The organism is Akkermansiaceae bacterium (assembly GCA_019634595.1).
GTDB lineage: Bacteria > Verrucomicrobiota > Verrucomicrobiia > Verrucomicrobiales > Akkermansiaceae > Luteolibacter.
Genome location: JAHCBC010000002.1, coordinates 766,385 through 780,238, shown reverse-complemented (window position 1 = coordinate 780,238; position 13,854 = coordinate 766,385). Strand labels below are relative to the sequence as shown.

15 protein-coding genes and 1 tRNA gene are annotated in these 13,854 nt (G+C 63.2%); 8 read left to right on the top strand and 8 right to left on the bottom strand.

Translation table 11 applies throughout. The features are described 5' to 3' along the window. Window positions 1-51 precede the first annotated feature (51 nt). The 7 genes from KF712_09135 to KF712_09105 all read left to right on the top strand — a co-directional run bounded on the left by KF712_09135 (window position 52) and on the right by KF712_09105 (window position 6,373). Entirely contained in the window at window positions 52-456 is a 405-nt protein-coding gene (locus tag KF712_09135) for a MarR family transcriptional regulator (GenBank protein MBX3741140.1), read from the top strand. After that, window positions 453-2,180, top strand: coding sequence for a chloride channel protein (locus KF712_09130; protein MBX3741139.1), 1,728 nt, complete (start codon window positions 453-455; stop codon window positions 2,178-2,180). Before KF712_09135 ends, KF712_09130 begins: the two co-directional genes overlap by 4 nt. Window positions 2,181-2,262: 82 nt before the next feature. Beyond that, window positions 2,263-2,904 carry an aminoacyl-tRNA hydrolase gene (gene pth / locus KF712_09125; protein ID MBX3741138.1) on the top strand — a complete coding sequence of 214 codons (642 nt, stop codon included), beginning with the start codon at window positions 2,263-2,265 and terminating at the stop codon, window positions 2,902-2,904. Continuing rightward, window positions 2,840-3,127: a 30S ribosomal protein S6 gene (rpsF, locus tag KF712_09120; protein MBX3741137.1), complete on the top strand. Its 288-nt coding sequence runs from the start codon at window positions 2,840-2,842 to the stop codon at window positions 3,125-3,127. The genes pth and rpsF overlap by 65 nt, the downstream gene beginning before the upstream one ends. Before the next feature lie 64 nt (window positions 3,128-3,191). Next, a complete protein-coding gene (locus KF712_09115) occupies window positions 3,192-3,662 on the top strand; it encodes a single-stranded DNA-binding protein (GenBank protein ID MBX3741136.1) in 471 nt (156 codons plus the stop codon). Between the two features lie 337 nt (window positions 3,663-3,999). Then, complete coding sequence (locus KF712_09110) at window positions 4,000-5,841, top strand: heparinase II/III family protein (GenBank protein MBX3741135.1); 1,842 nt, start codon at window positions 4,000-4,002, stop codon at window positions 5,839-5,841. 73 nt (window positions 5,842-5,914) lie between these two features. Then, complete coding sequence (locus KF712_09105; GenBank protein ID MBX3741134.1) at window positions 5,915-6,373, top strand: cupin domain-containing protein; 459 nt, start codon at window positions 5,915-5,917, stop codon at window positions 6,371-6,373. A 332-nt stretch (window positions 6,374-6,705) separates the two neighbouring features. On the opposite strand, the gene KF712_09100 is transcribed toward KF712_09105, so the two are convergent. The 5 genes from KF712_09100 to KF712_09080 form a co-directional block, all read right to left on the bottom strand. Beyond that, entirely contained in the window at window positions 6,706-7,515 is an 810-nt protein-coding gene (locus KF712_09100; GenBank protein ID MBX3741133.1) for a DUF1980 domain-containing protein, read from the bottom strand. Next, window positions 7,512-8,543 carry a permease gene (locus tag KF712_09095; GenBank protein ID MBX3741132.1) on the bottom strand — a complete coding sequence of 344 codons (1,032 nt, stop codon included), beginning with the start codon at window positions 8,541-8,543 and terminating at the stop codon, window positions 7,512-7,514. The genes KF712_09100 and KF712_09095 overlap by 4 nt, the downstream gene beginning before the upstream one ends. A 33-nt stretch (window positions 8,544-8,576) precedes the next feature. Then, entirely contained in the window at window positions 8,577-9,230 is a 654-nt protein-coding gene (locus KF712_09090) for a hypothetical protein (GenBank protein MBX3741131.1), read from the bottom strand. A gap of 44 nt (window positions 9,231-9,274) precedes the next feature. Next, window positions 9,275-10,846, bottom strand: coding sequence for a trypsin-like serine protease (locus tag KF712_09085; GenBank protein MBX3741130.1), 1,572 nt, complete (start codon window positions 10,844-10,846; stop codon window positions 9,275-9,277). A 79-nt stretch (window positions 10,847-10,925) separates the two neighbouring features. Then, on the bottom strand, window positions 10,926-11,390 hold the full coding sequence (locus KF712_09080) for a hypothetical protein (GenBank protein ID MBX3741129.1): 465 nt from the start codon (window positions 11,388-11,390) through the stop codon (window positions 10,926-10,928). Between the two features lie 98 nt (window positions 11,391-11,488). Here KF712_09080 and KF712_09075 point away from each other — a divergent pair. Beyond that, window positions 11,489-11,563: transfer RNA gene (locus KF712_09075), tRNA-Val, on the top strand. Window positions 11,564-11,575: 12 nt separating this feature from the next. On the opposite strand, the gene KF712_09070 is transcribed toward KF712_09075, so the two are convergent. The 3 genes from KF712_09070 to rlmB all read right to left on the bottom strand — a co-directional run bounded on the left by KF712_09070 (window position 11,576) and on the right by rlmB (window position 13,850). Next, window positions 11,576-12,355 carry a PEP-CTERM sorting domain-containing protein gene (locus tag KF712_09070; GenBank protein ID MBX3741128.1) on the bottom strand — a complete coding sequence of 260 codons (780 nt, stop codon included), beginning with the start codon at window positions 12,353-12,355 and terminating at the stop codon, window positions 11,576-11,578. Between the two features lie 77 nt (window positions 12,356-12,432). Next, window positions 12,433-13,257 (bottom strand): metallophosphoesterase family protein, encoded by an 825-nt coding sequence (locus tag KF712_09065; GenBank protein ID MBX3741127.1) that lies wholly within the window; start codon window positions 13,255-13,257, stop codon window positions 12,433-12,435. After that, window positions 13,254-13,850 (bottom strand): 23S rRNA (guanosine(2251)-2'-O)-methyltransferase RlmB, encoded by a 597-nt coding sequence (gene rlmB, locus KF712_09060; GenBank protein MBX3741126.1) that lies wholly within the window; start codon window positions 13,848-13,850, stop codon window positions 13,254-13,256. Before rlmB ends, KF712_09065 begins: the two co-directional genes overlap by 4 nt. Window positions 13,851-13,854: the final 4 nt, after the last annotated feature.

Below are 13,854 nucleotides of genomic sequence, written 5' to 3'. Positions count from 1 at the left end.
ATGAGCGAGGGCGGTTGCTTTATATCGTGATACGATATAGATCAAGCGCGGATGAAACGACTTTCCGATGCGGACTACACCGCGCTGGCGGACTTCCGGCACGCCTTGAGATGCTTCCTGGAGTTCAGTGAGAACGCGGCGGCGGCCGAAGGATTGACGCCCCAGCAGCACCAAGCGCTGCTGGTGATCCGCGGCACTCCCGGCTCCGTGGCGAATGTGGGGAGGCTGGCGGAGCGGTTGCGGGTGAAACACAACACCGCGGTGGAATTGGCCCAGCGCCTGGAAGCGGCGGGCCTGGTGTCCCGCCAGTCGAGCGAGGAGGACAAGCGGGCGGTCCTGCTAAGCCTGACGGATCTCGGCTCCTCGAAGCTGGAGATCCTGACCCACATCCACCGCCGCGAACTGGGGCAGCTCAGTCCGGAGATCCTGCGGCTCCTCCACAGCCTCGATGCATGAAAGAGAGGAGCGGCCTGAAGCTTGCCCTGACCGCGATCCCGCTCGGAGTGGTGGTGGCCTTCGCCGGGATCGGCCTGCTGAAGCTGATCCACCTGATCACCCAACTTTCGTTCCACGGCCGGTTTTCCTTCCATGAAAGCGATCCCGGTTTCGCCACCTTCGGGTGGCCGGCCATTTTCGTTCCCGCACTGGGTGGGCTGGCCATCGGGTTGATCGCCCGTTTCGGGAGCCCGGCGATCCGCGGCCACGGTATCCCGGAAGCGATGCAGGGGGTGATGACGGGGGGCAGCCGGATCCCACTGAAAGTCGCCATCCTGAAACCGCTGTCCACCGCCCTCTCCATCGGGACCGGCGGACCATTCGGAGCGGAAGGCCCGATCATCGCCACAGGTGGCGCGATCGGTTCGCTGGCGGGCCAGTGGCTGCCCCACAGCGCGGCGGAACGGAAGATCCTGTTGTCCGCAGGTGCGGCGGCGGGGATGACGGCGGTGTTCGGAACACCCCTGGCGGGAGTATTGCTGGCGATCGAGCTGCTGCTGTTCGAATTCCGCAGCCGGAGCCTGCTGCCGGTTGCAATGGCGGCGGGAGCGGCGATGGCGGTCCGCGGTGTGGTCGGTGAACCTTTCCCCATGCTGCCCCTGCCCGCACCGGATGCACCGGGCCCCATGCTCGCGGTCGGCTCGGTCGTCATCGGGGCGGTGTGCGGACTTGCGGCGGTCATCCTCACCCACACGCTGCATGCCATCGAGCATGCCTTTGAAAAACTTCCCTTCCACTGGATGTGGTGGCCCGCCATCGGCGGTCTGGTGGTGGGGCTGATCGGCTGGGTGGATCCCCGGACGATGGGTCCTGGCTACGGAAACCTGCGGACCCTTCTGGATGGCGGGATGTTGCTGCCCGCCCTCACCGCCCTGCTGGTCCTGAAATTCCTTTCCTGGTCGATCTGCCTGGGCAGTGGCACCGCCGGGGGGACGCTGGCCCCCGTGATGACCATCGGCGGGGCGGTCGGCGCTCTCACCGCCCACGCCCTGGCCGGCCTGCCGGGGTTCGATGGCTTTCCTTTCGGGATCGCCGCATTGATCGGCATGGCGGCCATCTTTGCGGGAGCCTCACGAGCCTTCCTGACCTCGGTCGCCTTCGCGTTCGAGGCGACCCATTCGACCGCCACGTTCGGGCCGCTGCTGCTGGGTTGTGCATTCGCCATCCTGGTTTCCAAATGGCTGATGAAGGAATCCATCATGACGGAAAAGCTCGCCCGCAGCGGCGTGCGGGTGCCGGAGGACTACGAGCCGGATCCCCTCCACGGCGGGACGGTGGAGGAACTCATGATCCGCGATCCGCTGGTGGTTGGACGGGACATGACCGTGGGCGGGCTGGGGGATCTGATCTCCACCAGCTCCAGCCGCTGGAGCCGGGCGCGGTTGTTCCCCATCATCGGGGATGACCGTGAGCTGCTGGGGGTCGTTTCACGGGCGGACATTTTCGCCGCCGTCCAGGAGAATCCCGATCCACCGGCCCTCGAAGTCGCCATCACCCACCCCATCACCATCCATCCGGATGAATCGCTGGCGGAAGCGGCGGACCGCATGATCCTGCATGAGATCGGGCGGCTGCCGGTGGTGGACCGGTCCAATCCCCCGAGGCTTTGCGGGATCATCAGCCGCCGGGAAATCCTGGAAGCGAGACGGAGACGTCTGGAAGACGAGAGGGTGAAACCCCGATGAGAAAGCACGCGGGGAACCGGCGAATCCGCCCCCTCCCTGTCTTCGGGTTGGACGGGCCGCCACCCGCCATCCATCCTGCGTCATGTTCCAGTTGATCGTGGGGCTCGGGAATCCCGGCCGCCAATATGAAGACACCCGCCACAATGTCGGATTCATGGTGCTGGACAGGCTGGCCGCTGAGACGGGCGCGGCTTTCCAGTCCGTGCCGAAATGGCAGAGCCACCTGGCGAAGATCCCCGGGGACGGCACGATGCTACTGAAGCCGCAGACTTTCATGAATCTGAGCGGCCGGGCGCTCCAGCAGATCCTTTCGTTCCACAAATGGACTCCGGAAAACATCCTGGTGGTCTATGACGATGTTTCGCTGCCGCTCGGCACGCTGAGATTCCGGGAAAAAGGTTCCGCGGGGGGGCACAACGGGATCAAATCCATCCTCCAGCATCTGCACACGGATGCCTTTCCCCGGCTGAAGGTGGGGATCGGCGGCAGCCAGCCGGGGGAAATGGTCGGCCATGTGCTGGGAAAATTCGCCCCGGATGAGCGCCCGGTGCTGGAAAACACGCTTGCCACCGCCCTCGCAGCGGTGCAGCTTGCGCGTTCCCAAGGTCTCGCCGCCGCGGCGAACCGTTTCCATACCCTCACCAAACCAACTCCTGCAGATGAGCCGCAAGTACCAAGGCCTGATCATCCTCAATCCCAAGAACATCGACGGAACGATCGATGACACCATCAAAGCCGTCGCCAAGGAGATCGAAGGCGAAGGCGCGAAGATCGAGAAAGTGAACCAGATCGGCCGCAAGCAGTTCGCCTACACCTCCCGCCACGTTGATGCCGGCCACTATGTGGACTACACGCTCAGCGCGCCTGCCGAAGCGATCAAGAAGATCGAGGCACGCCTCAAGCTGAACGGCAACGTGCACCTCCAACACTACCAGCGTCTGGCCTGATTTCCGGACTGTTCTCCGGAACAGTCCTTGCGCAGGAACCCGATCATCCCTAGTCTCCACCGCCATGGCCAACCTGAACAAAGTCATGCTCATCGGGAATCTCACCCGTGACCCGGAGCTGAGATATACCCCGAAGGGAACCGCTGTCGCGGACATCGCGCTGGCCATCAACCGCGTCTGGAACAACGAGCAGAACCAGCGCCAGGAAGAAACCACCTTCGTGGACATCACGTTGTGGGGCCGCCAGGCGGAACTCGCCCAGCAATACCTGACCAAAGGACGCGGCGCCTACATCGAGGGCCGCCTCCAGATGGACACGTGGGACGACAAGCAGACCGGCCAGAAGCGCAGCAAGCTGAAGGTGGTCGCGGAAAGCCTCCAGTTCCTTCCCGACGGCAAAGGCGGCTCCGGCGGCCAGATCCCGCAGGGTGGCGGCCAGCAAAGCTCCCGCCCGCCCCAACAAGGCGGCCGTCCGCAGGGAGCCTCCGCGGCTCCCCCTGAAGAATACGGCGACGAGGACGACATCCCGTTCTGATCCACGGAACGGAATCCCATCCTGCATTCCATTTGAGAAAGCGGAGCCTGACGAAGGCTCCGCTTTTTTGTTCAGGGGTGGCCGATGCCGGCATCCACCTGAACCAAGCAACGACACCGTGATTTGCTTCGATCTCATGATGGAACCATGACCCATCATCCGGGAACTCCGGACTGAGTGCGACGCAGCCGACCATCAAGTGAAGCCCTTCAGCCTCCGGGAACCGTTCCCGGGTGCGCGCCCTGATCCGGCGACTCCGGGGGGCATCTGGGACAGTGCGTGGAAGCGGCTACCGGTTGGAGCAAGACATGCCGCCCGGCGGGCGTAGTCATCAGGGATGATACGCCGCCTTTTCCTGATGCTTTTCCTCTTCGCGGGATGTGCGATGGGAGGTGTTTCGCCCGACAAACTGCCCGCGCACCCGCGGCTGTTCGCGAATGCGGCCCGCTTCGACGAGATCAGGAAACAGGTGGCTGACGAAGGACCTGCACGGGACTTTTTTCTGGTGCTGAAGGCGCGGGCGGATTCGCTGCTCAAGCAGGAGCCGGTGGAGCGAATCATGACGGGAAAGCGGCTGCTGTCCGTGTCCCGCCAGGCACTGGAGTGCATCACCGTTTCAGCGATGGTGGGGAAGCTGGAGGACAACGCGGCCTACAAGGAACGGGCGATCGCGGAGATGCGGGCGCTGGCGGGCTTCACGGACTGGAACCAGCCGCATTTTCTGGATGTGGCGGAGGCGACGTTCGCCATGGGGATTGGGTATGACTGGCTTTACGACGATCTGACTTCCGCGGACCGGGATCTGATCTCGGGTGCGATCATCGGGAAGGGACTGAAGACGTCGCTGATCTCACGCAGCGGCAAAGATCCGTTCTGGGTGTCCGGCACGAACAACTGGAACCAGGTATGCCACTCCGGCATGGCCATCGGCGCGCTGGCCGTGGCGGAACGTGACCCTGAACTGGCAACGAGGATAGTGGACCGCGCGATCAATAACCTGCAGTACGCGGCCAAGGCCTATGCTCCGGACGGGATCTACCCGGAGGGTCCCGGCTACTGGGCCTATGGTACTGGATTCCACGTCGCACTGGTGGATGCGCTGAAGACCTCGCTGGGGGATACCTTCGGACTGGAGAAGTTCCCGGGGTTCCTGAAGACGGCGGACTTCATGGTCCAGATGTGCTCCCCCTCCGGGAGGTATTACAATTTTTCCGACAACACGCAGACGCGGGGATTCGAGACGCCGTTGTTCTGGTTCGCCAGGGAACTGAAGCGCCCCGGCCTGCTGGAAGCGGATCTGACCATCGTGGAGGATCTGAAGAGGAAGCCGCGGAAGCTGGACCGGCTGATGCCGCTGGCGCTGGTCTGGTGGGACGGAAAGAAGGCGGAGACGGGTGAATCCCCTCCCCCGTCCTGGGCGGGTGGCGGAAAGGTGCCGCTGGCGGTTTTCCGCGAGCGCTGGGGCGACCGGAACGCCGCCTTCGTGGCGTTCAAGGGAGGCAAGCCCGCCATTTCCCACGGCCACATGGATGTGGGATCGTTCGTCTTTGAAAAGGACGGCATCCGCTGGGCGGAGGATCTGGGGCTACAGTCCTACAATACGCTGGAGTCCCGCGGAATCGACCTGTGGAACTCGAAGCAGGACAGCCCGCGCTGGAAGGTGTTCCGACTTGGATCCGAAGCCCACAACATCCCGCGCTTCAACGGCGCGGACCAGATCGTGGAAGGAACGGCAGGGGTGGTGAAGACCGACACGGACAAGCGTCTGATGGTGCTGGACCTGACCCCGCTCTATGCCGGAATGGTGAAGTCATCACACAGGGGCGTGCGGATGATGCCGGACGGCCGCGTGGTCATCCGGGATGAATGGCAGGCGGGGGAAAAGCCCGTGTCCATGACGTTCCAGTGGCTGACGAAGGCGAAGGTCACGACGGACAGCAAGGGGGCACTGCTGGAGTCCGGCGGAAAGTCGCTCCGTCTGGAGGTGACTGCGGAAAGCCCGTTCACCGTCGCGGTGCAGGATCTTTCCAAACCGGCGAATGACTACGACCAGGCGAATCCCGGCCTGAAGCGCATCGTCATCACGACAGAAACGGCAGCCGGGAAACCAGGCTCCATGGTGGTGGCCACCGGTGCCGGGGATGCCGACATTCCGGCCGGAACTCTTGGGTCGTGGTAACGGGATCGACCCCGGATGCCCGGGCACTGATTCTTGTTGCTGACCTGCGGCCACGCATCCTGTAAATGGCCCCATGGTCAAACCCCGTGATGTGTTCGTTTCCGTGGCGGCCTTTGGCACCGCCTCCGCCTTGTTCGCCGCCACACAGGGCGACCCGCCTCCGGCGGTGATGAAGTCGGTCGCATTCGAGTGGAACGACCTGCCGGTGAAGGCCAGCGCGAAGGGCGAGACGCGGAAGGTGTTCCAAGCGCCCACCGCCACGCTGGACGAACTGGAATGCCATGTGACGACCCTCAAGCCCGGAGTGACCTCACATCCCCCGCACGAGCATCCGGATGAGGAGATCCTGATCGTGAAGGAGGGAACGGTCGAAGCGCTGGTGGCCGGAGAATGGCGGAAGCTGGGGCCGGGTTCGGTCATCTTCCAGGCGGCGAACGAAACCCACACGATCCGCAATGCCGGTGAGACACCCGCCACCTACCATGTTTTCAAATGGAACTCGCCCGGGATGCTGAAGAAAAAAGCGGAGTGAGGGCCGATGCCTTTATGGATCAGGAATGACCGCCAGGTGCAGGCCCTCCGCCAAGAATTTGGACCGAAACCCGGTTCATGCAGCCGATTCCGGAAGAATGGAATCAACCACAATGGAAGCGTAGCGGACATAGGCGGAGCCAAATGAACGCAGATGGACGCAGATAAGAAGAGGATGGGGACGGAATTCTCCACTCTGCGCCCATCTGCGTTCAACCGTGGTTGAATTGCATTTCATCAGGCGTGTGGCTTCTGCGGGAGTCGCCATCATCGGAAGACCGTGGCGGGACGTCCAGACAACAGCCTGGGCCAAAATGGCCCGGCCACATTTGGTCAGTTCCGCATGAAACTTTCTTCGTAAGGCTCCTCGGCGGCGAGCGACTGCTCGACCTCCAGCACCGGCTGGACGCCCGCTTTGCCTTTCGGGAAGGTGATGGTGCCGGAAACCCGGACCCAGCCACCATCGGGAAACTCCGGCGGCTCCTTGCCGAACTCCAGGATGATCGGGATGGCGCGGCTGTCCGCCGCGCAGCAGGTGATGAACATGCGGTAGAGCCGCTTGCGCGTTCCCGCGTCGTTGTCCGCCCTCTCCTCCGCCCAGCGGCCTTCCGTCTGGACCTTCATGCCTCCCAGCGCCTTCTGCAGCTCCGCATCCCCGCTGGAGAAGAAGAGTTCCATCAGGGACATCTCGTAGTAGCCGTCCTCCGTCTTGCGGTGGTTTTTCTCCAGATCCTCGCGGGTGATGGGTCCGAGCATGGAGGCCATGAAGGGGGATCTCACCTCATCCACGGTCATGGTCTTCCGGGAGATGGCGGCTTCGGAGTACCTGTCCTTCGTCCAGGCGACGGAAAGCAGGACCGGCACCACCATCAGCGCGAAGGCGGTGAGGGGGTGCATGTCCCCGGACTCATGGTCGTGGGCATCCCCGTCACCATGGTCATGGCCGCAGTCCGCGTGCTGGCCCGCGGTGAGGAGATTGAACAGACCCAGCACCGCCAGACCGAGACCACCACCGAGCGAGATGAGGCGGAAGTCCGGGGCGAGGTACTTCGTGATCCGGCCGGAGGCGTAGAAATAGAGGATCACCCCGCTCCAGATCAGCAGCGCGAGCGAAAACAGGATGCGTCGGTTGCGTGGGCTCATGGGGTTTTCAGGACGATTTCCTGCCAGAAGATGGAGGCGGCGCCGATGGCGACGAAGAGACCGACGGCGAGGGCGGCGATGAACCGCTTGTTCAGCACCGTCTGGTAAAGGAACAGCAGCTTCACATCCATCATCGGACCGTAGGTGAGGAAGGCAAGTTTCGCGCCCCAGGTGAACTTGTGGAGGGTGGCGGCGATGAACGCGTCCGAGGTGCTGCAGAGGCTGAGGACGAAGGCCAGCACCATGAGCGCGGCGGGGGCGCCCACCGGATTCCCGGCGACGCTGTCCAGCCACTCCGCACCGGGGGCGATGCCCGTGTTGAACAGCGCGGTGATGGCGACACCGATGGTGAAATAAACCCCCACCTCCACGAAGTCCTTCATCGCGGAACGGAACGCGGCGACCATCCGGTTGTCCTCACCCGCTGGGTGGTGGTGGTGTTCGTGGCCATGGTCATGGCCGCAGCAACCGTCCGCATGATCGTGGTCGTGGTGATGGTCATGTCCGGCGTGGTCATGATCACAGCAGTCGGTTTCCTTGGCAGGGGCCGGATCGGGGGCGGAGAGGCTTTCCACCAGCTTCGGCTTCAGGACGGAGGAGAGCCGCATGCGGGAAACGATGAGTCCGACGAGGACGGCGATCAGGAACCCGAGGATGAGGCGGCCGCTGGTCATCATGCCCGCACCCTGGCCCTGGAAAGCCTTCCAGGTGCTCAAGGCGGTGATGGGGTTCACGATGGGCGCGGCGAGCATGTAGGTGAGCGCGCAGGAAACCGGCAGGCCTTTTTTCACCAAGCGGCGGATGACGGGGACCACGGCGCATTCACAGACCGGGAAAACCGCACCCAGCAGGCCGGCGGTCAGCACGGCGAGGATCTTGTTTTTCGGGAGGAACCGATCCATCGTGCCCGCGGGCAGATAGATGTCGATGAAGCCGCTGATGAGCGTCCCCAGCAGGATGAACGGGGCGCCTTCAAAAAGGATGCTCAGAAACGCGAGCGCGAAGTCCTGTTGCGAATCGGGAGACATCGCCGCGAAGCAAACTAGCTGGATGCGCCCCTGTCAACCGGCGGGCTGGGCGAGCTTCTTCTCGAAGTCCCGCCCGAACGCCTCCGACCACGCTCCGGAATGGCCCGCCGCCTGTTGGTACAGCGTGATGAACCGCTTCACGCCGAATGCTTCCAGAGGCTCCTGGTCCTCCCTGTATTTCATGAGGTGGCCGAAGTTTCTCAGTCGCTCGTTCGCCGTGAGGGGCCGCCCTTTGAAGGTGAGATCCGCCATATCGATGAGGGCGAGGCGGCCGTCGGGCAGTTCCAGAATATTGCCGAAATGGACGGAACGGAAAAAGACACCTTTTTCATGAAGGTGCGAAATGAACGCCGCCAATTTACCGAAAAGCTCCGGAGTTTTTTCAAGATCCCGCAAGGATTCCCCTTCCAGACGCTTGTAGGCGACGACGTCCCTTTTGAGGGATGAAATGCGCCAGACGCCGGTGACCTCCACGGTGGGGATGCCCATCTGCGTCAGGCGCGCGGCATTTTTCGCGAAACGCTTGGCGTAGGGGTTCCACAGGGCGGAGGAAAGAAGGCGCTTGCGGCGGAAGAACTTCATGATCCTGCCATCCGGAGTGGCGATGACCTTGAGACCGTGCCGGTCCTTCATGAGTACTTTCGAACTCTCCAGCAAAGCATCGAAATCCTTCAATTCCGGCAACATGATGTGACAGGAACGCCACAATCACGCGCAATTCAAGCCCCTTCTCACTCGGAAAGAGTCACTTTCACCCTGGCAAACTGTCTGGGTCCGGTGCGATCCCATGAAACGGTCCTGAGGAGGAAACCATCGACCGGGGGATCCAGAGGCGCGGTGGCATCTTCCAGCACCACCGTCGCAGGTTGCCAGCCTGTGGCCTCCAGGTCCTCCGAAAACTCGATGGCATAGACCAACCCCCGCCTGGCGGCATCCGCCCGGACCGGGAACCGGACGGTGGCGCCGTCTCCGCTCATGGAGATCTCCGGCAGGAGGAGTCCGCCGCTTTCCGACCGCAGGGATGGCACGCCACCGTTTCCGCCGAAGGCGTACTCCAGCAGGTTCGGCACGCCGTCCCCGTCCGGGTCACCCGCCTCCGTGGCATCCGCCAGTCCGGCGGACCACGACCTGAAGGAAGGGACGGGTTCGAGGTCGAAAGTCTGCATCGCGGAGGGTGCACCGTCCGCGACCCGGGTCACCTCCACCAGCAACGATGCGACGGAAGGCACCGCAGACCATGTGGCGGTGAAACGTGCCGTGGCAGCGGTGGCGAGGTTCGCCCGGCGGAAAACCCAGTCCTCCGGTCCGGCGGATTCCGCGATCCAGTCCGGTGCGGAGATGGCATCCGGTCCCTGCCCCGCCGGGAAGTGAAGGGTGAAGCGCGCGTTTCCGGCGTCATTCGCGCCGGTGTTGGAAAGGTCGAAATGGCAGCTTCCGGCGTGGGCCTGCCTGAGTGTGGCAGGCTGCACCAGAGAGGATGAAAGCGTGACGGACGGAGGATAGGCGGGCGTCATGCGGTAGCCGTCCGGTGCCAGCAGGGCGTCCAGCTTCTCCACATAGGCCGGGATGAACGAATCATACCCGTAATAATAGGTGGTGGTCTCCCCGGCCAGCGAGTGGATGCCGACGATGGCCGGATTCCCCCCGGCGGAGGCAAAGGTGGGACTGCCGGAATCCCCGCCGACGACATAGGCATCATCCTGGTTTCCGGAGGACCTGCGGTAGCGGAACACCATCAACCGGGTGGTGTTGATGTCACCGGAGGTGGAGTTCTGGAACGCCTGGATGGAACCGCGGCCAGCCTTCATGGTCCAGCCGAACACGGTCAGGGATGTCCCGGTGTAGGCACTTTCCGAAGCGAGGTTGAGATACGGGAAATGGGGCACTTTCTCCGCAGCGGTGATGGGTGCGGACAGCTCCATCAGGCACAGGTCCGTGGGCAGGGAGGCATCATTCAGGATGAACTCCGTGCCGGTGACGGTGCGGTCCACGATGTCCCCGTCCGCATTGAGGAAGCGGATGGTGGTGCCTTCTCCGGGGTAAAAATGACGGGCGAACACGACGTGCTTCGGCGAGACGAGCGCGAATTGGCGGCTGGCCTCCCCGGGAATCCAACCGACGCCCGAGAAGTTCCGGCTCCCGTACCAGGCGGAATCATTGAAGGCGGGCGCGGTGGCAACGTCCCCTGTGAAGCGGTCGTGCCGGGTGGCGCTGTAGGCCCGGATCTCCAGTCCATGGCACCATCCCGCGACCAGGAAAAGGGCGGACAAAGAGAGCGGGACGATGGAAGGTCCGGATTTCACGGAGACGGAAGCCCGCAGCATAAGCGAGGGTCCGCCACTCCGACAACCGGGTTTTCGGGCTACCCGGGAATCGCCGGCTTCAGCCCTCGACCTGCGGATGGATCATGAAAACGCGGTCCACCCCCCTTTTGGAGAACTCCTCCCAATAACGCTTTTCCTGGTCCGCGGTGCGGGCGCGGCGCTGCTCCTCCGTCATGGCCTCCCAGTTCTTGAAGCCGATGGCACGGGCGAGATCCCGGTCGGACAGGCGAACCGCCAGTTCATCCCAGAAGCTTTCATTGCGGAATTCCTCGTAGCATTCGTGGTAGAAAAGCTTTTCCTCCCGCTCCTGCTTCACCCGGAACCGCTGGGTTTCCTCATCAAACTCGATCCAGTCGCCGAGCCCGGAGTGTCCCGCTTTCTCAAGGATCTTGCTTTCCAGTGTCTCAAAGGCGGTGACCTGGTCGTTGGCACCCTCTTTCTGGTTCCACGACGCGACATTCGCGGCGAGGCTGACCATTTCCACCAGCGTGGCGAGTTCGTGATCCGATAACCTGAGATGCATCCGGGCGGGAAGAAACCACTCCAAGCCCCTTCCGGCAAGCCCTCATCAATTCAGCACTTGATCCGCCGGAAGGATTCCGCACAGACTCCGGCGTCGTTGCACGAGTAGCTCAGCGGTAGAGCAACCCGCTTACACCGGGTTGGTCGGCGGTTCGATCCCGTCCTCGTGTACCATCTCTCCCCCGCTCACCTGCGGCGGCGCAGCGCGAACATCCCCGCGGAGGCCACCAGCATCAGGGCGTGGGAAGGCTCCGGGACCAAGGCGAACGTGAAGTTGTCACCCGTGGAGGTACCGCTGGTTCCGCTCGCTCCGGTCCCGATGGCGACGTAGCCGAGAGCCGGGTTGGAGCCGGAGGCATACGTGTAGCTGGTTCCAGCCGAACCTCCATTGACGTCCTGGGGGACACCATTCACATAGAGATCGTAGGTCCACTGGGTCGCGATCGTGTTCAGGACAAATCTGAAGGTGACGGGAGCTCCAGCCGTGAAGGTGGTGGAAAGGAGCACGTTGCCGGTGGTGCCGCCGCCCGGTCTCACGTTGACATCTCCGTTTGCCCGGTAGAACAACCAAGGACCGGCCGCAGTTCCTGAATCGGTGAGGTTCTGCTCTGTGGTCAGGCCGACGGTGAAACCGAAACCCACCCAGGAATTTCCGTAATTCGACGGATGGGTGATTGTGTAGGACAGTTCGTAAATCCCGGGATTCGTGGTGAAGTAATTGCTCCCAAGCGAGATCCCGGCCGTCCGGTTGTTGTTGGTTCCCAGGATCAACTGTCCGGACCCGTCCAATTTCATGGCATCCGCGGCTTCGGTGGCGGTCCAGTTGCTGGAATTCACGAGGTTGGTGCTGGGAGCCCGCCCGTTGATATGGGCTGCCGTCGCGTCGTTGAAGTTGTCCTGGATGAGGATCGCCGCTTGGGCGGATGCTGAGAAGGCGAATAAGCAGGGAAGGATGGAACGGATCATGAATCTGGAAACGGGTGACTCGCTCTTTTACGGAGCGCAGCGCCGAAATCTTATTCAAAGGAGCGGCAGCCAACCAATCAGAAATTCCCCGGAGCCGATATTCCGCCGCGCCATCTGCCCTGCTGGTGGCCCATGCGGCAGCTTTCCCCATTTTCCTCGATCCGGCCATAACTGACCCAACCGTCCGCGATCTCGACCCAGTGGGCCCGCCCCGGATTGAGGAAGGAGCCGGTGTTGATCACGCGCAGGTTCCCCCTCTGCCATGTCCCGGCCCAGTGGAAGTGGCCGATGATGAGGAACTCCGCCTTCGGGAAATAGCGGTCGCGGAACTCCACCCCCATGTCCGGCTGGGTCCGCCATGCCTTCAACATTTCCACGGCTCGCTGCGGAGGATGGATGGCGTCGAGCAACCGCTGGAGCAGGTTGCGGCCATCAGGGTGCTTCACCACGGGGTAGGAGATGGAGATTTCACGCGCGAGCTGGTGGCGTTCCCGCGCGTCATGCGCCGCCGCAGGCCGCGCCGCCCAGAGCTTTTCCACCCGCTCCGGATCGAGCAGGATCTCGCGCTTCCACGGAGCACCGGACCGCAACAGGGTGTCACCATGGGTGACGACGACTTTTCCGCCCTCCAGTTCCAGATAACCATCGCCGGGCCAGCCGGGATCATGGTTTCCGGGCAGGAAAACGGGGTCGCAGCCTTCCTCCCGGCAGAGCGCCCTCAGTTCGTCCAGCATGCCGGCGGCATCTGACCTCAGTTCGGTGGCCAGTTCCTGCCAGGTGTCGCCGTTGAAAACGACGGTCCCCGCCCCCGCGAGCAGCGGGCGGAGCGCCTCCACCCGCGCGATCCGGGAAACACGGTGCCCGAGATGCAGATCGGAAAGGATCCGCACCGGCTCTTTCACGGGACGACCCGGCGCTGCCGCACCGCCTCGAAGAGACACACCCCGGTCGCCACGGAGACGTTGAGGCACTCGACCTTTCCGGCCATGGGGATGGAAACGAGGAAGTCGCAGTTCTCTTCCGTGAGGCGGCGCATGCCTTTTTCCTCCGCGCCTAGCACGAGGGCGAGCGGGCCTTTCAGATCCTGTTCATAGATCGACTTCGTCGCCCGGTCCGAAGTGCCGACGAACCAGAGTCCGGCTTCCTTCAGCCGTTCCATGGTGCGGGCAAGATTGGTGACCTGGGCGAAAGGAACATGGTCGGCGGCCCCCACGGAAATGCGGCGCACGGTTTCCGTGATGCCGACGGCCTTGTCCTTCGGCGCGACGACGGCATGGACACCCGCGCCGTCCGCCGTGCGGAGGATGGCCCCGAGGTTGTGGGGGTCCTGCACACAGTCGAGGATGAGGACGAAGGGCACGGCCTGCTCCCGGACGATGGCCATGAGGTCGTCCTCATCCAGTGACGGAACAGCCTGTTCCGGCTCCTGCGGCTTCACGTGGCGGTTCTCGCGGGCCTGTTTGTTGAAGTTTCCGTGTTGCGGGCGCGGCTTCATGGGT